The organism is Amycolatopsis pithecellobii (assembly GCF_009707865.1).
GTDB lineage: Bacteria > Actinomycetota > Actinomycetes > Mycobacteriales > Pseudonocardiaceae > Amycolatopsis_E > Amycolatopsis_E pithecellobii.
This window is the reverse complement of the sequence record NZ_WMBA01000066.1, coordinates 1-20,212: the sequence shown is the minus strand read 5'-3', so window position 1 is coordinate 20,212 and position 20,212 is coordinate 1. Positions and strand designations below refer to the sequence as shown.

19 protein-coding genes and 1 pseudogene are annotated in these 20,212 nt (G+C 67.5%); 12 read left to right on the top strand and 8 right to left on the bottom strand.

All coding sequences use genetic code 11. The annotated features are described in order from the left end of the window. Positions 1-12 precede the first annotated feature (12 nt). The 5 genes from GKO32_RS30915 to GKO32_RS30895 all read right to left on the bottom strand — a co-directional run bounded on the left by GKO32_RS30915 (position 13) and on the right by GKO32_RS30895 (position 4,721). Positions 13-1,224: a cytochrome P450 gene (locus GKO32_RS30915; RefSeq protein WP_154760446.1), complete on the bottom strand. Its 1,212-nt coding sequence runs from the start codon at positions 1,222-1,224 to the stop codon at positions 13-15. A 40-nt stretch (positions 1,225-1,264) separates the two neighbouring features. Beyond that, positions 1,265-1,678 carry a nuclear transport factor 2 family protein gene (locus tag GKO32_RS30910; protein ID WP_154760445.1) on the bottom strand — a complete coding sequence of 138 codons (414 nt, stop codon included), beginning with the start codon at positions 1,676-1,678 and terminating at the stop codon, positions 1,265-1,267. Positions 1,679-1,688: 10 nt separating this feature from the next. Next, complete coding sequence (locus GKO32_RS30905; RefSeq protein WP_154760444.1) at positions 1,689-2,627, bottom strand: aldo/keto reductase; 939 nt, start codon at positions 2,625-2,627, stop codon at positions 1,689-1,691. A gap of 47 nt (positions 2,628-2,674) precedes the next feature. Continuing rightward, the gene (locus tag GKO32_RS30900) at positions 2,675-3,820 is read right to left on the bottom strand and encodes a type III polyketide synthase (protein ID WP_154760443.1); all 1,146 of its coding nucleotides are present in this window, start codon (positions 3,818-3,820) and stop codon (positions 2,675-2,677) included. Between the two features lie 247 nt (positions 3,821-4,067). Next, complete coding sequence (locus GKO32_RS30895) at positions 4,068-4,721, bottom strand: ACT domain-containing protein (protein WP_154760442.1); 654 nt, start codon at positions 4,719-4,721, stop codon at positions 4,068-4,070. Between the two features lie 216 nt (positions 4,722-4,937). Here GKO32_RS30895 and gatC point away from each other — a divergent pair, with 216 nt between their 5' ends. The 4 genes from gatC (at position 4,938) to GKO32_RS30875 (ending at position 8,755) form a co-directional block, all read left to right on the top strand. Next, the gene (gene gatC, locus GKO32_RS30890) at positions 4,938-5,237 is read left to right on the top strand and encodes an Asp-tRNA(Asn)/Glu-tRNA(Gln) amidotransferase subunit GatC (RefSeq protein ID WP_312868853.1); all 300 of its coding nucleotides are present in this window, start codon (positions 4,938-4,940) and stop codon (positions 5,235-5,237) included. Continuing rightward, positions 5,234-6,739: an Asp-tRNA(Asn)/Glu-tRNA(Gln) amidotransferase subunit GatA gene (gene gatA / locus GKO32_RS30885; protein WP_312868852.1), complete on the top strand. Its 1,506-nt coding sequence runs from the start codon at positions 5,234-5,236 to the stop codon at positions 6,737-6,739. Before gatC ends, gatA begins: the two co-directional genes overlap by 4 nt. Continuing rightward, positions 6,736-8,241, top strand: coding sequence for an Asp-tRNA(Asn)/Glu-tRNA(Gln) amidotransferase subunit GatB (gene gatB, locus GKO32_RS30880; protein WP_154760441.1), 1,506 nt, complete (start codon positions 6,736-6,738; stop codon positions 8,239-8,241). Before gatA ends, gatB begins: the two co-directional genes overlap by 4 nt. Before the next feature lie 88 nt (positions 8,242-8,329). Then, positions 8,330-8,755: a hypothetical protein gene (locus GKO32_RS30875; RefSeq protein WP_312868851.1), complete on the top strand. Its 426-nt coding sequence runs from the start codon at positions 8,330-8,332 to the stop codon at positions 8,753-8,755. Between the two features lie 828 nt (positions 8,756-9,583). Here the strand turns inward: GKO32_RS30875 and GKO32_RS30870 are convergent. Beyond that, a complete protein-coding gene (locus tag GKO32_RS30870; protein ID WP_154760439.1) occupies positions 9,584-10,777 on the bottom strand; it encodes a PQQ-dependent sugar dehydrogenase in 1,194 nt (397 codons plus the stop codon). Positions 10,778-10,841: 64 nt separating this feature from the next. On the opposite strand from GKO32_RS30870, the gene GKO32_RS30865 reads away from it, so the two are divergent. Together GKO32_RS30865 and GKO32_RS30860 are read left to right on the top strand one after the other, a co-directional pair. Beyond that, a complete protein-coding gene (locus tag GKO32_RS30865; protein WP_154760438.1) occupies positions 10,842-11,756 on the top strand; it encodes a 2-hydroxyacid dehydrogenase in 915 nt (304 codons plus the stop codon). Positions 11,757-11,882: 126 nt separating this feature from the next. Continuing rightward, positions 11,883-12,437 (top strand): DoxX family protein, encoded by a 555-nt coding sequence (locus tag GKO32_RS30860; RefSeq protein ID WP_154760468.1) that lies wholly within the window; start codon positions 11,883-11,885, stop codon positions 12,435-12,437. Between the two features lie 133 nt (positions 12,438-12,570). Here GKO32_RS30860 and ilvD read toward each other — a convergent pair whose 3' ends face one another. Next, entirely contained in the window at positions 12,571-14,415 is a 1,845-nt protein-coding gene (gene ilvD / locus GKO32_RS30855; RefSeq protein ID WP_154760437.1) for a dihydroxy-acid dehydratase, read from the bottom strand. A 237-nt stretch (positions 14,416-14,652) separates the two neighbouring features. Here ilvD and GKO32_RS30850 point away from each other — a divergent pair, with 237 nt between their 5' ends. From GKO32_RS30850 to GKO32_RS30830, 5 genes are all read left to right on the top strand, one after another. Beyond that, a complete protein-coding gene (locus GKO32_RS30850) occupies positions 14,653-16,275 on the top strand; it encodes a purine-cytosine permease family protein (protein WP_246244978.1) in 1,623 nt (540 codons plus the stop codon). After that, the gene (locus tag GKO32_RS30845; RefSeq protein ID WP_154760467.1) at positions 16,275-16,868 is read left to right on the top strand and encodes a cysteine hydrolase family protein; all 594 of its coding nucleotides are present in this window, start codon (positions 16,275-16,277) and stop codon (positions 16,866-16,868) included. The genes GKO32_RS30850 and GKO32_RS30845 overlap by 1 nt, the downstream gene beginning before the upstream one ends. 74 nt (positions 16,869-16,942) lie before the next feature. Beyond that, positions 16,943-17,680 carry a GntR family transcriptional regulator gene (locus tag GKO32_RS30840; protein ID WP_312868849.1) on the top strand — a complete coding sequence of 246 codons (738 nt, stop codon included), beginning with the start codon at positions 16,943-16,945 and terminating at the stop codon, positions 17,678-17,680. Beyond that, positions 17,677-19,089 (top strand): amidase, encoded by a 1,413-nt coding sequence (locus tag GKO32_RS30835; protein ID WP_154760434.1) that lies wholly within the window; start codon positions 17,677-17,679, stop codon positions 19,087-19,089. Before GKO32_RS30840 ends, GKO32_RS30835 begins: the two co-directional genes overlap by 4 nt. Beyond that, positions 19,086-19,298, top strand: a complete 213-nt coding sequence (locus GKO32_RS30830) for a hypothetical protein (protein ID WP_154760433.1) — start codon at positions 19,086-19,088, stop codon at positions 19,296-19,298. Before GKO32_RS30835 ends, GKO32_RS30830 begins: the two co-directional genes overlap by 4 nt. Here the strand turns inward: GKO32_RS30830 and GKO32_RS30825 are convergent. Next, the gene (locus tag GKO32_RS30825; RefSeq protein ID WP_312868848.1) at positions 19,261-19,719 is read right to left on the bottom strand and encodes a PH domain-containing protein; all 459 of its coding nucleotides are present in this window, start codon (positions 19,717-19,719) and stop codon (positions 19,261-19,263) included. The genes GKO32_RS30830 and GKO32_RS30825 overlap by 38 nt on opposite strands. 295 nt (positions 19,720-20,014) lie before the next feature. Here GKO32_RS30825 and GKO32_RS39445 point away from each other — a divergent pair. Further along, a pseudogene (locus tag GKO32_RS39445) lies at positions 20,015-20,212 on the top strand (acetolactate synthase large subunit); the annotation flags it as partial.

Sequence of the window (20,212 nt, the reverse complement as noted above, 5' to 3'; positions counted from 1 at the left end):
GCCGAATGCGGCTCAGCCGTGTAGCAGGACCGGGAGCCCTGCCGGCCCGCGCCAGATGGTGCCGTTGTCCCAGTCCACTTCGTCCGGGCTCACGGCCAGCCGCACATCCGGGAACCTGGTCAACAGGGCCTGGACAGCGGTCGTGACGACGAGCTTGGTGAAATGCTGCGCGACGCACGCGTGGACCCCGGCACCAAAGGTCAGATGCTTGGCATCCTTGCGGTGCAGATCGATTTCCTCCGGGTTCGGAAACGCGTTTTCGTCCCGGTTTCCGCTGGTGTAGGAATACACCAGCACTTCTCCACGCTTGATCGTCACGCCACCCAGTTCCAGGTCGGTCGTCGCCACCACCGGCGGACCGAATCCGTGGATGACGGGCGTGAACCGTGCCAGTTCGTCGAAGCCCTCGACAATGGTGCCCGGATCGGCGCGGATCCCGGCAAGCCGGTCATCGGTCAAGAGCTGGTAGCAGATGTTGCTCAGCAACGAGTTGGACGGCGCGATGCCCACCGCGATGAGCTGCACGGTCATCCCGACCATCGCGCCGACGCTGAACTTTCCATCCGGGTCCGCGACGATCCGGCTCAGCAGATCGTTTCCGGGCTGGTCCTTGCGTGCATGCACCAGACCGGCGCTGTATTCACCGAGTGCCTTCTTCGCCGCGAGAGTCTGTTCAGTCTCCTCGGGACGGATGGAGAACATCAGCCGGGTCCACGCGCGAATGTCGGCGAGGTCCGATTCGGGAATGCCGATGAGCCGCGCCATGACGTCGAGCGGATACCGGCCGGTCAGTGCTTCCAGCAGGTCGACCGGTCCAGGCTCGCCGGCGATCCGGTCGAGGAGTTCGCCGACAATCGCTTCGGCGACCGGCCGGAACTTCGCCATACGCCTGCTGGTGATGCCCATGCCCATCGCTTCCTGGAGATGCGATGCCTTGGGGGCGTCCTGCAGTTGAACGGCATCGGGCGGTGGCACGAAAGCGGGCATCAACCGCGGGATCTCAACCTCCTTCCCCAGCGGGGCCCGGCTCAGCCGCTTGTCGTTGGTGACGGCTTGAATGTCGGCATAGCGCGACACCAGCCACGGCCCGTCGTGACCATAGGGGAGCGTCACGCGCGTGACAGGGGCGCTTTCGAGCAGCGTCGCCAGGGTCGGATCGAATTCGAGTGCATTGGTGTTCGGTCTTATTTCCGGCCGGGTTCTGAGGTCTTCGGCTGGTTGCATGGAATGCCTTCCTGCTTACTCGTCGAATGGCAGGCGCAACCTATTGCTGCCCAGCGGGAGCGGCTGCCCCCAGCGCCCGGCCGAGTTCGGCGGCATCGAACGCGTTTTCCCAATGTTCCACGAGCTTCCCGTTTTCGAACCGCCACAGTCCGCAGAATGGCATGGCCACGGTCTCCGGGGACGTCGCGCGGAGAATGCCCAGTACCGCGCCGAAATGGTCACTGGTGGCGATCTGCGTCACGTCCATCACCAGCGTCCCCCCGGTCGCGGCGATCAGACCCTGTTCATGGGCCAGTACTTCCTTCACCCCGACGCGGGGATCGCTGTGGTCCGCCGGGTGCAGGACGATGTCGTCGGACGCGGCTTCGGCGATCCGTTCGAGATCCGCGTAGACATAACGGAGAATTTCGCAGTGCTTTTCGTTGCCGATGTGCGGCGGGAATTTTTCGGTCATGTCCGTCATCTCATTCTGCAGCAGGAGTCGGTCGCCAAGGGGTGATTTCGGCGCAAATCGCTTCGATGTCCACCCATTCCGTGTCGGAAAGGGTGATCTCGGTGGCGGCTATGTTCTGTTCCAAGTGGTGGATCGATGTGGTGCCCGGGATGAGCAGGATGTTCGGCGACCGTCGCAGCAGCCAGGCCAGGCACAGCTGTGCACTGGTCACCCCGAGGCCGGCCGCCGCCTCCTGAAGTGCCCCAGTCGGCCCGACCAGATCACCGTGGCCGAGCGGGAACCACGGGATGAACGCGATACCGCGCTCCTGGGCGAGGTCCACCATCGGATCACTGTCGCGGTCCGCGATGTTGTAGAGGCTCTCGATCGCGACGATCTCGGCGAACTCACTAGCGGCGTCCAACTGTTCCCGCGTCACGCCCGGCTGGCCCGAGAGTCCGAGGTGCCGGATCTTTCCCTGTTGCTGCAACGACACGAGCTCGCCGAGCTGGTCGGCCAGCGGCACGAGCGGGTCGATCCGGTGCAGCTGGTAGAAGTCGATGCAGTCGACGCCCAGGTTCCGCAGGCTCAGCTCGACCTGCTGCCGCAGGTACGCGGGCCGGCCGAGAGCGACGATGTAGGGCTGCGTGCCCTCGCCGTGCAACCAGTCGCTCGGACCGGTCCGCAGCATCCCGCCCTTGGTGCAGATCACCAGGTCTTCGGGGTACGGATGCAGCGCCTCACGGATGATCTGTTCGTTGTAGCCAGGGCCGTAGGAGTCCGCGGTGTCCAAGAAGTTGATGCCAAGCTCGTGCACTGCCCTCCGCAGCAGAGCCTTTGCGGCCTCCGGGTCCTCCGGCGGCCCCCAGACGCCATGGCCGGTCAGATGCATCGCGCCGTAGCCCATGCGGTTGATCACCCGGTCACCGAGCGTCCAGGTCCCGGTGTTCGCCGTGGCGGAACTCGTCATTGTCCTTATGTCCTTAGGAGAGTGGGGAGTGGGAGTCGGTAGCTGGTTCAGACCAGGCTCGGCTGGGCGTCCTGGTGGGCGTCGGCGCTCACTGTTTCCGTTGCGGCCCAGGTGCCCAGCGATACTTCGGCGGTGATGCCGGGCCCGAAGCCGGCAAGCATCCCGCGAGCACCCGTCACGAGATCCCCGTCGTCGAAGAAACGCTCGAGCGCGGCGAGGACGACCGCGGAGGCGATGTTGCCGTAGTCCGCCAGCACCCCCCGGCTGTGCCGGAACGCGTCGGCCGGTACGTCCAGAAAACGGGACAGGTCATCGAGGATACGCGGACCGCCGGCGTGGATGACGTAGAAGTCGAGTGCCGAAGCGCGCCAGCCCTGCCCATCGGCCAGCCGGCGCAGGGCGGGCGCGATCATGGACATGGTGCCGGGCACGCGCCGGTCAAGGCGGAAGTGATATCCGGTTTCCTTGATTTCGTAGGAAATCCAGTCCTTGGTGTCGGGCACCACGTGCGAGGCGTTGCCACGCAGCATCATGCCCTCCCCGCCGCTGCCCCGGACCACGGCGGCCGCGATCGCGTCACCGAACAGTCCATTCGACAACAGGGTTCCGACATCGGACTCCGAGGGCTGGTAACACAAGGAGCAGAACTCGCAGGCCACGACCAGCACGTTGGCATCGGGGTAAGCCAGGCAGAAGTCATGCGCCCGGTTGATCGCGGCGCCGCCTGCCGCGCAGCCCAGCTGCGCGATCGGAATCTGACGCACATCGTTGCGGAAGCCAAGATCGTTGATCATCCAGGTGGTGATCGGTGGCATCGTGAACCCGGTGCAGGACACGAAAACGATGGCGTCGATGTCCTGGGCCGAGAGGTCCGCCAAGCGGAGCGCATCGTGGACCACTCCGGGCAGATTCCGGTGGATCTCGCGCTCGTAGATATTGGTCCGGACCGCCACGCCGGGATGGCGCAGGGTGTCCTCGATCGGCTGGATGATGTGGCGTTTGGACACTCCGGTGTTCTCGATCATCCGCAGGACCGTACGAAGCTTTTCGTGGCCGCCATGTAAACGGCGGCACAGCGCCAGCGTCTCGTCCAAAGTGATTACGTGGTCGGGTACCCACAGCGCGGGCCGGCACAAGGTCGGTCCAGGAGCGGCTGGGGACTCACCACCATGCTCACGATTTCCATTCAGCATGGTTCTCCAGTTCAGCTAACGACAAATACATGCGGTCGCGCCAACACGAGTGCGATGCTGTGAACGTTAAGGGCGGATGTGCCGCTCTCCGAAAATGCTTACCCGTTTTTCCCCGGCGTTCGACCGCTGAGGGAAAGACGTCGCCGCCGCTGCCGTTCGCGAGCGGCACAGGGCAGGCGCGGGCCGGGCGTCCCGAGTGGACGTCGTGTGCGATGCACTGCCACGACATGTCGTGGCAGCGGGAGCCTCAGCCCTCCAGTACGACGGCCACGATCCCGGCGAAGTGGGCCAGCCTGGCGACTTCCGCGGCGCGGAACATCGGTCCGCCGGGGCGGCCGACCAGCAGCGTCTTCCCCGGCTTCCCGAGCGGCGTCGCGGCCAGCTCGGTCCCCAGCTCCTGCCACGTCTCCGGCACCCAGTCGTCCTCGCCGTCGAGCACGGTGGCGCGTTCCAGCGGCAGCCACGGCAGGTGCGTGATCGGCACCTCGGGTGCGGCGCTCGAAGACGCCAGCCGCTGGATGCCGTCCTCCGTGGCGGCCACCACGATCGACCAGCCTGCCCGGATGATCCTCGGCACGCCCTCCACCAGGATCTCCAACCCGGACGCCGGCTGCCCCGCGATCTCCTCCACCAGCTCGAGCTCGCGATGCGTGTCCAGCACACCCGCATACGGGCGGACCGCGTCGACCTCCACACCGGGGATGCTTTCCGCGGCGGTGATCAACGCGTCCGGCAGCCGCCCTGACGGCAGTTCGATCACCAGGTCGTCGATCGCGACGCCACCGGTGCGCTCGACGACGTCCACGCTGAGGATGTCCGCCCCGACGGTGCCCAGTGCCGTGGCGACCGCCCCCAGGGTTCCTGGCGAGTCCGGGAGCTGAACCCGGATCAGGAAGGACAACGCGATCCCCTCTCGGGACTGTGCGCTCCCGCCTTGCCGGGAAGCGCATGCCGGCCGCTGATTGTGACAGACGCGGCGTCCCACCGGGAGCCACTGTCCGCGTTCCGAGACCGTTCTGGTGGCAACCGTCCATAACCCAGTCGAGCCGGTCAGCACGCCCGCCATAGACTTGCGGGTGCCGAACCCATTGCCCAGCACAACCCGGGAGAAACCCGCGTGCCCAACATTTCCCGTGCCGAGGTCGCGCATCTCGCCAAGCTCGCACACCTGGCGGTGACCGACGAAGAACTCGACGTCTTCGCTGGTCAGCTGGACCAGATCCTGGACTCGGTCGCCAAGGTCGGCGAGGTCGCGGGCGAGGACATCCCGCCGACCTCGCACGCCGTGCCACTGACCAACGTCTTCCGTGACGATGTGGTGCGCCCGGGGTTGACGCAGCAGCAGGCGCTCTCCGGCGCACCGGCCGCCGAAGAGGGCCGGTTCCGGGTGCCGCGGATTCTGGGGGAGGAACAGTGACTGACCTAACACGTCTCACGGCCGCGGAGCTGGCCGAAAAGATCCACCGCCGCGAGGTGTCCTCGGTCGAGGTCACGCAGGCGCACCTGGACCGCATCGGGCAGGTCGACGACTTCGTGCACGCCTTCCTGCACGTGGACGCCGAGGGCGCGCTCGCCGCGGCGAAGGCGGTCGACGAGTCCATCGGGGACGGCGCGTCACCGGTGTCGCCGCTGGCCGGGGTGCCGCTCGCGCTGAAAGACGTCCTGACCACCAGGGGCGTCCCGACCACCTGCGGTTCGAAGACCCTCGAAGGCTGGCTCCCGCCCTATGACGCGACCGTCACGCGGCGGCTGCGCGAGGCCGGGGTGCCGATTCTGGGCAAGACGAACATGGACGAGTTCGCCATGGGCTCCTCCACGGAGAACTCCGCGTACGGCCCGACACACAACCCGTGGGATCACTCCCGCATCCCTGGCGGTTCGGGCGGCGGCTCGGCGGCTTCGGTCGCGGCCTTCGAAGCACCGCTGGCGATCGGCACCGACACCGGTGGTTCGATCCGGCAGCCCGGCGCCGTCACCGGCACGGTCGGCGTGAAACCGACCTACGGCGGGGTTTCCCGGTACGGGCTGGTGGCGTTCTCGTCGTCGCTCGACCAGGCGGGCCCGTGCGCGCGCACGGTGCTCGACGCGGCACTGCTGCACGAGGTGATCGCGGGGCACGACCCGATGGACTCCACCTCGATCGACGCGCCGGTGCCGCCGGTGGTCGCGGCCGCCCGTGCAGGTCTGCGCGGCGACCTCACCGGAGTCAAGATCGGCGTGGTCAGCGAGTTCTCGGGCGAGGGCTATCAGGGCGGGGTGCTGCGCTCCTTCGAGGGCGCGGTCGCGCAGCTGCGTGAGCTGGGCGCCGAGGTCGTCGAGGTGTCCTGCCCGAACTTCGTCTACGCGCTGCCGGCCTACTACCTGATAGCGCCGAGTGAATGCTCGTCGAACCTCGCCCGGTTCGATGCGATGCGATACGGCCTGCGCGTCGCCGACGATGGTGCGCACAGCGCCGAGGAGGTCATGTCGCTGACCCGTGAGGCCGGTTTCGGCCCGGAGGTCAAGCGCCGCATCATGCTCGGTACTTACGCGCTGTCGTCGGGCTACTACGACGCGTACTACGGCTCGGCGCAAAAGGTGCGCACGCTCATCGCCCGCGATTTCGACGCCGCGTTCGAGCAGGTTGACGTGCTGGTCTCGCCGACGACGCCGACCACGGCGTTCAAGCTCGGTGAGCGGGTCGACGACCCGCTGGCCATGTACCTGTCGGACATCTGCTCGATCCCCGCGAACCTCGCGGGCAACGCCGCCATGAGTGTCCCTAGTGGACTGTCCGATGAGGACGGTCTGCCGGTGGGCCTGCAGATCATGGCCCCGGCACTGGCCGACGACCGGCTGTACCGGGTCGGCGCGGCTTACGAGGCCGCGCGCGGCTCCATTTTGGACCGTCTTCCCGAGCTGAAGGGGGTGTCGGCATGACGGTGGTTGCCGACCTGATGGACTACGCCGAGGTCATCGAGCGGTTCGACCCGGTGCTGGGGCTTGAGGTGCACGTCGAGCTCAACACGAACACGAAGATGTTCTGCGGCTGCTCCAACGTTTTCGGTGGTGAGCCGAACACGCACGTCTGCCCGACGTGCCTCGGCCTGCCGGGCGCTTTGCCGGCGCTCAACAGCAAGGCGGTCGAGTCCGCGATCCGGATCGGGCTCGCGTTGAACTGTGAGATCGCCGAGTGGTGCCGGTTCGCGCGGAAGAACTACTTCTACCCCGACATGCCGAAGAACTTCCAGACGTCGCAATACGATGAGCCGATCGCGTTCAACGGTTACCTTGACGTGACGCTGGATGACGGCGAGGTCGTGCGGGTCGAGATCGAGCGCGCGCACATGGAGGAGGACACCGGGAAGTCGCTGCACGTGGGCGGCGCCACCGGCCGGATTCACGGTGCCGACTACTCGCTGCTCGACTACAACCGCGCGGGCGTGCCGCTGATCGAGATCGTCACGAAGCCGGTAACCGGTGCGGGGGAGCGAGCGCCGGAAGTCGCGCGCGCGTACGTGAGCACGCTGCGGGATCTGTTGCGGGCGCTGGATGTTTCGGACGTCCGGATGGATCAGGGCTCGTTGCGTTGTGACGCGAACGTGTCGCTGATGGCGAAGGATGCAACAGAGTTCGGTACGCGTACCGAGACGAAGAACGTCAACTCGCTGCGCAGTGTGGAGCGCGCCGTCCGGTACGAAATGACGCGGCAGGCCGCGGTGCTTGCCGGCGGTGGCACCGTCACGCAGGAGACGCGACACTTCCAGGAGGCCGATGGTACGACTTCTTCGGGTCGTACCAAGGAAACCGCGGAAGACTACCGGTATTTCCCGGAGCCCGACCTGGTGCCGATCGCGCCTTCACGTGAATGGGTCGATGAGCTGCGGAAGACGTTGCCGGAGAAGCCCGCGGACCGTCGGAAGCGCATTCAGACCGAGTGGAATCTGACCGCCGAGGAATTGCGGGACCTGTTCAACTCGGGCGCGGTGGAATTGGTCGAGGCAACGGTCGCGGCGGGCGCGAAACCCGGCGAGGCGCGTGGCTGGTGGGTCAACTTCCTCGCGCAGGAAGCGAATTCGCGCGACACCGAGTTGACCGCGCTGCCGATCACCCCGGCGCAGGTCGCGCGGGTGACAGAATTGGTGGCGTCCGGCGAGTTGACGAACAAGCTCGCGCGTGAGGTCGTGAAGGGCGTGCTGGCCGGCGAAGGCGAGCCGGACGAGGTTGTGGAGAAGCGCGGCCTGAAGGTCGTCTCGGACGATTCGGCTTTGCTTGCCGCGGTGGACGAAGCACTGGCCGCGCAGCCGGACGTCGCGGACAAGATCCGGGGCGGGAAGGTCCAGGCCGCTGGGGCGATCGTCGGCGCGGTCATGAAGGCGACCAAGGGCCAAGCCGATGCCAAGCGGGTGCGGGAGTTGATCATCGAGCGGGTGGGCGCCTGAATTGCGTCGTGTGGCCCCGGCGCCGGGATACTCGCTGACCGGTGTCTCGTGGCGGGAATGGGTTGCCCTCGCGGCGGGTACCGTTGCGGTGGGCGCCCTATTCTTGCCGTGGACGAATCTTTCGGCGACCCGGCAAGATGTCGAGGACGCACTCAACTCGCTGCCGTCGGACGAAATTGCCCGGGACGCCTTCACGACGGGTTTCCTGGCGTGGTCTGGACCAGTATTGTTGGCGCTGGCAGGCCTGGCGGTAGTCCTTTTCGGACAACGCCCAGCGATGCGGCGCAACGGTTTGCCACACTTGTGGTTGATCACGGCGGCTGTATCGTTGGTGTTGATGCTGCTGGCCTGGCTGGGAATAGGCTGGCAGTTCTCCGCAGACGTGCGAGATTTCCTGAGCCAAGAAGGCGGCGTATCCTTCTACGGCGGTTTAGGTCGCTACTTGGCAATGGCATGCGGGCTGGTTTCTTTCGCAACAGCAACCCTAGACGTAAGAGCAACAAGAAGGCGATAAAAGCACCCAACTCGACCACCTCGACAAGGCGAGCCGACAACGTCCCCCCGTTATCCCGGAGCCAGCCCGCCGGCGAGGCAATCTTTTTGGGTCGCGTTCCGCGCGATGCCCTGGGTCCTTTTGGGTGCGGATTTGACCGGGCGCGGGGCGCCCTCGAAAGTGGACCCACCCCCGCCCCACTTCGCCTGATCGTTTAACGGTCGGCCCACCGCGTCAAGGGCGCCTTCGGCGTCGCTGCGCGATGGACTTCGTCCACCCTTGACCCGGCGTGCCGACCGCTAAGAAGGCTTCGTGTTGGTCCGGGGTGGGAGTGGGCGGTGGGTCCCTTGGTCAGCTTTTGCTGCACGGCGCCGGATTCTGCGTGGGGGCCGCTTCACACTAGCCCGGTCTTGTTGCCGCGTGGCGGTTTTATCGGTGGTGTGCGGGCCCGCTTCACACTCGCCGGGTTTTTTGTCGCCGGGTGGCGGTTTCGTAGGTAGTGGGTGAGTTCATTTCGCACTCGCCCGGTTTTCGTTGCACGGTGATGGTTTGTAGGCGGTGGGCGCGCGCCCCGCTTCACACTCGCCGGTTTTGTCGCCGGGTGGCCGTCTTGTCGGTGGTGAGTGGCCCGCTTCAAGCTCGCCCGGTTTCATTGCCAGGTGGCGGTTTCGTCGATGATGGGTGCGCCCGCTTCACACCCGCCCGGCTTCGTTGCACGGCGACGGTTTTCGGAATGCGCCTGGGCGAGGAAGTCCGGCCCTTGGCGTGTTGTGTTGCCAGCTGGCGGTTTTTCGAGTTGGCGCACACGCGGGCGCGGCGGATCATTGCGCGCGTTGCCGGGCCGCCCCGTCAATCCTTACCGCTGCCGCCGCCGGAGGGGGGTTGTAGTTGGATCAGCACCACACGGTCATCGCTCGATACGGGGTTGCCGCCGTCCTTGTTGACGGTGCCTACGAACGCGTACCGGGTGTCGACCGGGTCCATCCCGCCGTAGCGCCCGTACCCGATGCCGTTTTTCCCATCCATGATCGCCTTTGGCTGACCGCCCACCGAACCGTCCAAAGTGATCGGGACCTGCTGTACGTTGCCGGCCACCGAGGTGCCGATCATCAGCGACTGGCCGCTGTCCGCGCAGCCCGCCAGCCCCGGTTTGTCCGGCCACGTCCACGCCGGCGCCACCAGTGAAGCACCGGCCGTCACCCGGTACACCAGGTCCGCCGTATCACCGTGGTCGGTCACCCACACCCGACTGCCGTCCGCGGATTTGCACAGGCCACCTGGCGAGCGCACGCCCGTCGCCAGCACCCGCGAGCCCGGCGTCGGGTTACCGGCCGCCGCATTACCTGCCGTGTCGATGCGCAAAACCTTGCCTGCCAACGAGTTCGGATCGGCACCCGCCGAAGGGTTGCCCGCATCCCCGGTGGCCACCAGTAAAGCACCCTTCCCGTCGGTCAACAGCGCACCCCGATTACCGCTGGCGCCCTTGGGAATCCCCGTCAGGATCGGCTTCGCCTGCTGGCCCTTCGTGAAACGCACCACGCGATTGTCGGTGGCCGTCGTGACGTAGGCGAAAACAAGCTGATCTTCACCAAAGGTCGGCGACAAGGCCAATCCCGTCAAACCGCCGTCACCAGCTGCGTTGACATCCAGTTTGGTCAGTTGCGTCGCCGGGCCACCGCTCGCGACCTGCAGGACCCGCCCGCTCGTGCGCTCCGCCGCGAGCGCAGCCGGGCCCGAGTCGGTTCCGGGCAGCGCCGCCACCGCCGACACCGTGTCCAGGCACGTGGCGACAACCGCCTTGTCGAAATCCGTGCACCCCTGCGGCGGCGGGATCGGCGTCGGCGACGCCTGCGGTCGTGGCGTCGCGGAACCCGAACTGCCGTCGATCTCGGGCAACTGCGGCTGCGGCCCCGCCGGTGCGCTCAGTTCGGGCGCGGGTTCGAACGTCTGCCCCGCGGCCCGGTCGTCGAAGCTCGCGCAGCCCGCCAGTACGACGCCGCACGCCGCGAGCAGCCAAGGAGCCCGTCCCCACCGAATGCGCATAGACCTCCAGACTAGGCCCAGATCCGTGAGTCACCCGTGAGTCCCTGCCACTACGTTGGTGATCATGAACCTTACGGTGCTGGTCCCTGGCGACGACGGAATGCGAGCGCTCACCGAGCTCACCGGCGTCCAACCAGTGCGCTACACGCCCGGTGAACCCTTACCACCTGAAGCCGACAGCGCCGAAGTCGTCATTTGCGGCAATCTTTCGCCCGAAACCCGCGCGCACCTGCTGGCACGGCTACCGAACCTCAAGCTCGTCCAGTTGCTCACGGCCGGCGCCGAGCAATGGCTCAGCTCTGTGCCCGGCGGCGTGCTGCTGTCAACCTGCCGCGGCGCCCACGGCGGCAGTACGGCCGAATGGGTGGTCGCGGTACTGCTTTCGATGCATCGTGAGCTGCTCTCGTTCGCCGCGGCGCAGGCGGCCCGACAGTGGACGCACCGCGGCACCGACACGGTGCAGGACAAGCGAGTCCTGATCATCGGCGCGGGTGACCTCGGCAATCAGTTGCGCCGCAGGCTCGAGCCGTTCGACACGGTGGTGACGATGGTCGGCGTGCAAGCCCGTGACGACATCCACGCCGTCGACGAGCTGCCCGGCCTGCTCGGCGAGCATGACATCGTCGTGCTCGTGGTGCCGTTGACGTCCCGCACCCGCGGCATGGTCGACGCGGATTTCCTGGCCCACATGGCGGACGGGGCGATCCTCGTCAACGCCTCGCGCGGCCCCGTCGTGCGAACCGACGCGCTGCTGGCGGAACTGAACTCAGGCCGCCTCCGTGCGGCGCTCGACGTTGCCGACCCGGAGCCGCTGCCGCCCGGGCATCCATTGTGGACAGCCCCCAACCTGGTGCTCACCCCGCATATCGCCGGTTCGGTCCGTGACTCCAAACGTCGTGCGTATGCGGTTGCCGCGGCGGAAATCGCCCGGTACGCCAGTGGCGAACTACCGCACAATCTGGTGCGTGGCGAATATTGAGCGCCGAAACTGTTCACTCGGCGGGGGTAGTGTTCTACTCTGCGCGGCGTGACAACCGAAAGTGAAGACTACGGTCGGCGCGCATACTCCAGTTCCGGTTATTTCGACGAGGCGGGCGGGGACACGATGCTGTCCGAACCCGAAGACCGGCTCGGGTACGACGATGACCGGTCACCGCAATGGCACGGCGGGCTGAGCTTCGGACTGCTCATCCTGCGTCTGGTGCTGGGCGGCACCCTCGGTGTGCACGGCCTGCAGAAGGTGTTCGGGTTGTGGGGTGGCCCGGGGATCGCCGAGTTCTCGCGAATCCTCGGTGACCAGGGCTACACCAGCCAGCTCACCGTGTTGTCCTGGGTCGGTGGGGTCACCGAGATCGCCGGGGGCGCCCTGCTGATCGTCGGCCTGTTCACCCCGGCCGCGGCGGCGGCGCTGCTCGCGGTCACCGCGAACGCCGTCTACCTCGGTTACGACTCGGGGTACTTTTTGGGCGCCGGCAACGGTTTCGAGTACCACCTCACGCTCGGCGGCATCGCGCTGGCGCTGCTGTTCACCGGTCCCGGCGGGATTTCCATCGACACCAACACCCCGTGGCGCCACCGCCCCGTGTGGTTCGGCGTCACCGGCCTGGTGCTGGCGGCCGGTGCCGTCGTCGCGGTCACCCTCCTCTTCCGCGCGAGTTGAACGTTCGCGTGGGGTGAGTTGCGCGTTCCGTGCGACCGGAACGCGCAACTCGCGCGCGCCCAACGCGCAACTCGCGCCCGCCCAACGCGCAACTCGCGCGCGGCGGGCGAGCTGCGAGCTGCGGGGGCGGGGGTTAGCGGGTGACGTCGCGTACTGCGCCTCGGTCGGCGGAGGTGGCCATTCGGGCGTAGGCGCGTAGCGCGGCCGTCACCGGGCGCTGGCGGTCGACCGGCTGCCACGGGCGTTCGCTGGCGTCCATCTTCGCCCGGCGCTCGGCGAGCACCTCGTCGTCCACCAGCAGTTCCAGCTTCCGCTCGTGCACGTCGATGACGATCCGATCGCCGTTCTCGACCAGCCCGATCACACCGCCCGAAGCGGCCTCCGGCGAGATGTGCCCGACCGAGATCCCCGAAGAACCACCCGAGAACCGGCCGTCGGTGATCAGCGCGCACTTCTTGCCGAGGCCCGCGCCCTTGAGGAACGCCGTCGGGTGCAGCATCTCCTGCATGCCCGGCCCGCCCGCGGGACCTTCGTAGCGCACCACGAGCACCTCGCCGGGCTGGATTTCCTTGCCCAGGATGACCGAAACCGCTTCCTCCTGGCTTTCCACGACCCGCGCCGGGCCCTCGAAATGCCACAGGGACTCGTCGATACCCGCGGCCTTGATCACCGCGCCGTTCTCGGCGAGGTTGCCGCGCAGGATGGCCAGCCCGCCGTCCTTGGTGTAGGCGTGCTCGAGATCTCGAATACAACCAGCTGCACCGTCCGTGTCCAAAGAGGACCATCGGTTCGCCGTCGAGAACGCCTTGGTGGTGCGGACTCCGCCGGGCGCGGCGTGGAACAGCTCGACCGCTTCCGGCGACGGCGATTCCGCGCGAATGTCCCAAGTGGACAGCCATTCGTCCAGTGAAGCGGCGTGCACGGCTGTGACATCCTCGTTGAGCAGCCCGCCTCGGCGCAGCTCGCCCAGGATCGCGGGAATGCCGCCGGCGCGGTGCACGTCCTCCATGTGGTAGTCGGAGTTGGGCGCGACCTTCGACAGGCACGGCACCCGGCGCCCGATCGCGTCGATGTCGGAGATGGTGAAGTCGACTTCGCCCTCCTGCGCGGCGGCGAGCACGTGCAGCACGGTGTTCGTCGAGCCGCCCATCGCCATGTCGAGCGCCATCGCGTTCTCGAACGCGGCCTTCGTCGCGATGTTCCGCGGCAGCGCGCTCTCGTCGTCCTCGCCGTACCACCGCTTCGCCAGCTCGACCACGGTGCGGCCGGCGTTGGCGAACAGCGCGCGCCGGGCCTCATGTGTGGCGAGCGTGGAACCGTTGCCCGGCAAGGAAAGCCCAAGCGCCTCGGTGAGACAGTTCATCGAGTTCGCGGTGAACATGCCCGAGCACGAACCACACGTCGGGCACGCGGAACGCTCCACAATGGACAGACCGTCCTCGTCGACGGCGGGGTTGGCCGAGGCGGAGATGCTGGTGATCAGGTCGGTCGGCGCGTGCGCGACACCCTCCACGACGACCGCCTTGCCGGCCTCCATCGGGCCGCCGGAGACGAACACCGTCGGGATGTTGAGCCGCATCGCGGCGTTGAGCATGCCCGGGGTGATCTTGTCGCAGTTCGAGATGCACACCAGCGCGTCGGCCTGATGCGCGTTGACCATGTACTCGACCGAGTCGGCGATGATCTCGCGCGAGGGCAGCGAGTACAGCATGCCGCTGTGCCCCATGGCGATCCCGTCGTCGACGGCGATCGTGTGGAACTCGCGAGCCACACCACCGGCCTCGGCGACGGCCTCGGCGACGATCTCACCGAGATCCTTGAGGTGTACGTGACCCGGGACGAACTGGGTGTAGGAGTTGGCGATCGCCACGATCGGCTTGCCGAAGTCGCTGTCGGTCATGCCGGTGGCCCGCCACAGGGAACGGGCGCCCGCGGCGTTGCGGCCGTGGGTGGTGGTTCGGGAGCGCAAAGCAGGCATGTGTCGAGGTTACGCCCGCGCCGGGCATCGCTCTGCCGGGGCGGCGGGGTGCGCCGAAATATCGGCGGAACTGCGACCGGAATGTGGGAAACAGCAGGTCAGCGCGTATGGGTAAGGGGTGTGGAATCGGCGTAACAGGGCGCACCGAAAGCGGATACGCACCGGCAATACGCCGCTGACAGCTTTCGCTCAACCCGAGCGAAGGGATCAAGAATGGGCCTCGCTGACAATCCGCAGATGGAAGACTACTCACTGCGTTATACGCCGGCGGCGTTCCGCAAGTGGTCGCCGTGGATGGTCTTCCTGTCCTGTCTCGTGGGCATTTCCGCGATGGCGGGCTACGCGCTGGACGCCGCGTTCGTGGACGCCTTCGGGTTCACCAACGCGCTGGCCGGTTTTCTCGTCGCGGCCGCGGTGACGCTGCCGCTCACACTGGTGATCGCGTTCGCGATCGCCCGCAAGCACGTCGACATCGACCTGCTCACCCGCGGCTCCGGCTTCGGGTACCTGGGTTCCACCCTGACGTCGCTGGTCTACGCCACTTACACGCTGATCTTCCTCGCCTACGAGGGCGCGATCATGGCGCAGGCGCTCACCGCGCTGACCCACCTCGACCTCCACATCTCCTACGTCGTGGTCTCCGCGGTGATGATCCCGCTCACGCTGTACGGGATGTCGTTCTCCTCGAAGTTCCAGGCGTGGACGTGGCCGATCTGGATCGCGCTCATCGGGATCGCACTGGTCACCGCGGCGACGGCGCCGGACGCCGGGCACAACATGGTCCACCCGGCGACGGTTTCGCCCGCGGGGCTGGCCGGGCTGACGGTGATCGCGGTGTTCACGATCGCCGCCGCGAACCTGTCGCTGGCGACCCAGGTGGGGGAGCAGGGTGACTACCTGCGCCTGATGCCGGACCCGACGAGCAGGAACCGCGGCCGGTGGCGGCTCGCGGTGATCATGGGTGGTCCGGGGTTCGCCTTGTTCGCGGTGGGGATCTTCTTCGCCTCGACCCTGCTCGTGGGCTACGCCTCGACGAAGATCGACGCCGCGCATGTCGGCGTGCCGGTGGATCTGTTCACCACGGTCTACGAGCGGCTGACCGGCAACCACACGGTCGCGCTGATCCTCGCCGGGGTACTGGTGCTGCTGTCCCAGGTCAAGATCAACATCATGAACACCTACTCGGGTTCGCTGTCCTGGTCGAACTTCTTCTCGCGGCTGCTGCACCGCCACCCCGGCCGCGCCGCGTGGGTGTTCCTGCAGGTCGGGCTGTCCCTGGTGCTGATGGAGCTCGACATCTTCAACCACATCGTCGAGGTGCTCGCCTGGTATTCGAACGTCGGCGTCGCCTGGATCGGCGCGATGGTCGCGGACGTCGTGATCAACAAGCGGTGGCTCAAGCTGGCGCCGCCGGAGCTGGTGTTCCACCGCGCGCATCTCTACCACGTGAACCCGGTCGGCTTCGGCTCGATGATCGTCGCCGGCGCGGTCTCGATGATCGCCTACTACGGCGCGTTCGGGTCGACCGCCGCCGCGCTGTCCCCGTTCATCGCGCTCGCCGTGGCGGTGGTGCTGCCCCCGATCGTCGCGCTCGCCACCCGTGGCCGCTGGTACATCGCGCGTCTGTCGGAACTGCCGGACAACGACGGCGAGCTCCCGTGCTCGGTGTGCAAGGGCAGCTACGACGTGCTCGACATGGCGACCTGCCCGCATCACGGCGGCACCATTTGCTCGCTGTGCTGCTCGACCGAAGGCGCCTGCCACGACGCCTGCAAACCGAACGCCTGGCGCCCGCCCAAGGGCGCCGTCCCGCTCGGCATGCCGAGCATCCGCCGCGAGAAGGAACTGGAGATCGCGTGATGAAGGCCCTGATCGTCATCGACATGCAGAACGGTTTCTGTCACCCCGAGGGGTCGCTCCCGAAACTCGGCCACGCGCTCGCGGGTGCCGACGCCGCGGTAGCGGGCGCGGCGGTCGCCGTCTCGAGTGCCCGTGAACAGGGCATGCCGGTGATCTTCACCCGGCACGTGTACCGGCCCGGGTTCTCGGACGAAGGCCCGTGGCTCACCGGCCGCAGCCCCGATCTCGCGGCGGTCGGCGGCCTGCTCGCCGGAAGCTGGGACGGTGACGTCGTCGACGAGCTGAACGTCGCGAAGGACGATCTGATCGTCGACAAGTGCCGGCTCGACGCCTTTCAGTGGACATCGCTCGAACCGCTGCTGCGCGGCCTCGGCGTGACCGAACTGGTGGCGTGCGGGGTGGTCACGAACTTCTGCGTCGAGACCACCGTGCGCTCGGCGATCATGCGCGATTTCGAGGTGACGCTGCTCGAAGACTGTTGTGCCGCACAGACTCCGCGGCTGCACGAGATCGGCGTCGAGGTGATGCGCGACTGCGGGTTCGCGACCGTCACCAGGGTCGCCGCGTTCGCCGGGGCAACGGTGGCCGCATGATCGGGCTGACGCGTAACAGCGAGGTCATCGACCGGAGACCGGTGGGAAACGGCCCCTGCCTAGCGTCCGGGCGGGTGAGCGTCGATTCCGGCAGACAGCGGGCGCACGCGGTGCGGCGCCTGCGTGACCTGCTGCGCGGCGCCGTCCAGGGCGGCCACTTCCCCGGCGGGCAGCTGCCCGCCGAGGCCGAGCTGATGACGTCGCATCGCGCGTCGCGGGCGACCGTGCGCGAGGCACTGGCGTTGCTGCGGTCCGAAGGGCTCATCGAACGCACCCAGGGCGTCGGCACGCATGTCGTCATCAAGCCCGTGCAGACGTCGCTGCCCGAGGCACATGGCGTGATCAAGCCGTCCCGCACCAGCATGCTCAACCAGCGGATGCGTCCCCGCGAGCTCGACCGCTCCGTGGTGGCGGCGCCGCCGACCGTCGCCGGACGACTCGGGGTGCCGGACGGGACGCCGTGCCTGCGGCTGGAGTACGTGGCACTGCACGACGAAGAGCCCGTCGCGGTGGCCACCAACTACGTGCTGTTTCCCGAAGCCGCGCAGCTGCGCGACACGCCGTTCGTGCACGACTGGTACCGGCTGCTCGACGACGCCGGCGTCCGGCTGTCGGACTCCGAATTCATCTTCGACTGCGAGCTGGCGGACGCGCCGCTGGCCTCGGTCCTCGGCATTCGCGAGGGCGTACCGCTGATCTTGCTGGAACAGATCATCTATGACCTTGCCGGGCGCCCGTTCGACCTCGCCTTCATCCACACCCGCGGCGAGCGCTTCCGGTTCGTTTCCCGTGGCCACGAGGAGCTGTCATGACACCCGAAACCCTGACCGATGCGGCGAAAGCGTTGCGTGCGGGCACCGTCACCTCGGTCGCGCTGACCGAAGCCGCGATCGCGGCCGCCGACGCACTGGACCCGGCGATCGGCACCTATCTCGCGCGGTTCGACGAGTACGCCCTCGATCGCGCGGCGCAGGCCGACGCCGAGCTGGCGCGCGGCGAGGACCGTGGTCTGCTGCACGGAATTCCCTTTGGTGTCAAGGACATTCTCGCGATGGCCGAGGGGCCGACGACGGCGCAGAGCCTGATCCTCGACCGCACGTGGGGCGCCGGAAAGGACGCACCCGTGGTGGCCAGGCTCAAGGCGGCGGGCGCGGTCATCACCGGCAAGACCACGACGATGGAGTTCGCGTGCGGGATGCCGGACGCGACGAAACCGTTCCCCGTCCCGCGCAACCCGTGGAATCCCGAAACCTGGCCCGGTGGCTCGAGTTCCGGCACCGGCAGTGGCGTCGCGGCGGGCATGTTCTTCGCCGGCCTCGGCACCGACACCGGCGGCAGCATCCGCATCCCGGCGGCGTTCTGCGGGGTGAGCGGTCTGATGCCGACGTTCGGCCGGGTACCGAAGTCCGGTTGCGTGCCGCTGGGCTACAGCCTCGACCACATCGGCCCGCTTGCCCGTACCGCGCGGGACTGCGCCGTGGTGCTCGAGGTCATCGCCGGCCTCCACGACAGCGACCCCGACTGCGTGGACGCGCCGTTCACCGCACCGGAGTTCACCGGGGACCTCAGCGGAATGCGCATCGGCGTCGTGCGCCGCCACCATTTCCCGGAGGGCAGTGATCCCGCGGTGGCCCCGAGTTTCGACGCCGCGCTTGCCGTGCTCGCCGAGCAGGGCGCGACGCTCGTGGAGGCCGAACTGCCGTACTGGCAGGAGATGATCACCGCGGACATGGTCACCATGGGCTGCGAGGCGCTGGCCTACCACCGCGGTGACCTGCTGTCCCGGTGGCCGGACTATTTCGTCGCGACCCGCGCGATGATGGCGACCGGCGCGATGGTCTCCGGCGCGGATTACGTGCAGGCGCAACGAGTCCGGAGGGTCGCGCAGGACGCGCTCGCCGCGTTGTTCGAGACCGTCAACGTGATCGCGTGCCCCACCGCCTCGACCGGCGCGCCGAAGATCGACGATCTCGCCGGCCCCGACGGGCAACCGGACGTCGGAACGTTGTTCTCGACGGTGCACACGCCGTACTGGGACAGCGTCGGCAATCCGGTGCTGGCCGTGCCGATGGGCTTCACCGGCGACGGCCTGCCGCTGTCGTTGCAGCTGGCCGGACCGGCCTTCGGCGAGGCCGCGATCCTGCGCGCCGGCGACGCATTGCAGCAGAGCACCGACTGGCATCTGCGGATTCCCCAGCCCGCCGTCGAAGGAGTGGCATGACCGAGACGCTCAAGACCCTGCTCGCCGTGGCACAACTGCCGGCTTCCGAAGCGGAAATCGCGGCATATCTCAAGAGTTTCGAGACGCAGCGGGCGGCCGTGGAGGCGCTTTACGACGTCGCGGCTGCCCGGTATGTCGACCCGGCGCTGCGATTCCGCGCCGGGGCCCGGATCACTCCGTGGGCTTCGGAGTCTCCGGGGACTCGCTGACCAGATCGTCGATCAGCCCGGTCGGATCCTTGAGCCGGCCGCCCGATACGAGGGCGAGCACCGGCAGGTGACGCGTGCGGACCGACGGCAGCGGGATCGTGCTGTCGTCGGTCAGCACCGCACGTACCTTGGCGCGCTTGCTGATCGACAGCCCTTTCAGTGCCTCCCACGGCAGGTCCCGGTGCCCGAACACGGTGCGGACGGCCAGCCCCTGCGGGGTCGCGACCGTCCTCGTCCGCACGACGAACACGATGAGCCCCAACGGAACCACGTACAGCGCCCACAGTCCGGGCACGTCGGCGAACGCCGTCGGCGCGAGGCACACCATCAGGCCGAAGATGGCGAGCAAGGCGATGAGGGGCACGCGGAACGTCGCCTTCCTGCGCTTGACCTGCCGCTGCGGCTCGGGGGTTTCGGGCACGTACAAATGGTGCACCCCGACGGCCGCTTCACCGAAACCAGGGCCTCCGACCATAGGAAAACCCAGTATCCGGGATCACCATCCCGAGAGTTGACACCCCTGACGGCGACCGGTTAACGTCGGAGCCGTGAAATCCCAGACCAGCATCGTACTTCCCGAGCGCGTCGACGCTTAGGGATACGGCTGCGTCGACGCGCGACCCTCGTGCGACCAATCATGGTCGGCGGGGGTTTTTTGTTGCCCAGCCCCATCCGTAGCCCGATCCAGTGAACACGAGACCCCCGAGGCAGAACTGATGACAAGCGCCACCTCGCGATCGGAATCGAAGGCAGGATCGACGCCGACTCCGGCGTCGCTCGGCCGACCCAAGCCCACCCCGCCTGTTGGTACTCCGGTACGGGTGACGGGCGCGCAGTCGCTCGTGCGGTCGTTGGAGGCGGTCGGGGCCGAGGTGGTGTTCGGTATTCCGGGTGGCACGATTCTGCCTGCTTAT

Bases quoted from the DNA above. Each gene is read 5' to 3' on its own strand.
- GKO32_RS30915 (WP_154760446.1), bottom strand. From the start codon at position 1,224: ATGCAACCAGCCGAAGACCTCAGAACCCGGCCGGAAATAAGACCGAAC.
- GKO32_RS30910 (WP_154760445.1), bottom strand. From the start codon at position 1,678: ATGACCGAAAAATTCCCGCCGCACATCGGCAACGAAAAGCACTGCGAA.
- GKO32_RS30905 (WP_154760444.1), bottom strand. From the start codon at position 2,627: ATGACGAGTTCCGCCACGGCGAACACCGGGACCTGGACGCTCGGTGAC.
- GKO32_RS30900 (WP_154760443.1), bottom strand. From the start codon at position 3,820: ATGCTGAATGGAAATCGTGAGCATGGTGGTGAGTCCCCAGCCGCTCCT.
- gatB (WP_154760441.1), top strand. From the start codon at position 6,736: ATGACGGTGGTTGCCGACCTGATGGACTACGCCGAGGTCATCGAGCGG.
- GKO32_RS30870 (WP_154760439.1), bottom strand. From the start codon at position 10,777: ATGCGCATTCGGTGGGGACGGGCTCCTTGGCTGCTCGCGGCGTGCGGC.
- GKO32_RS30865 (WP_154760438.1), top strand. From the start codon at position 10,842: ATGAACCTTACGGTGCTGGTCCCTGGCGACGACGGAATGCGAGCGCTC.
- GKO32_RS30860 (WP_154760468.1), top strand. From the start codon at position 11,883: ATGCTGTCCGAACCCGAAGACCGGCTCGGGTACGACGATGACCGGTCA.
- ilvD (WP_154760437.1), bottom strand. From the start codon at position 14,415: ATGCCTGCTTTGCGCTCCCGAACCACCACCCACGGCCGCAACGCCGCG.
- GKO32_RS30850 (WP_246244978.1), top strand. From the start codon at position 14,653: ATGGAAGACTACTCACTGCGTTATACGCCGGCGGCGTTCCGCAAGTGG.
- GKO32_RS30845 (WP_154760467.1), top strand. From the start codon at position 16,275: ATGAAGGCCCTGATCGTCATCGACATGCAGAACGGTTTCTGTCACCCC.
- GKO32_RS30835 (WP_154760434.1), top strand. From the start codon at position 17,677: ATGACACCCGAAACCCTGACCGATGCGGCGAAAGCGTTGCGTGCGGGC.
- GKO32_RS30830 (WP_154760433.1), top strand. From the start codon at position 19,086: ATGACCGAGACGCTCAAGACCCTGCTCGCCGTGGCACAACTGCCGGCT.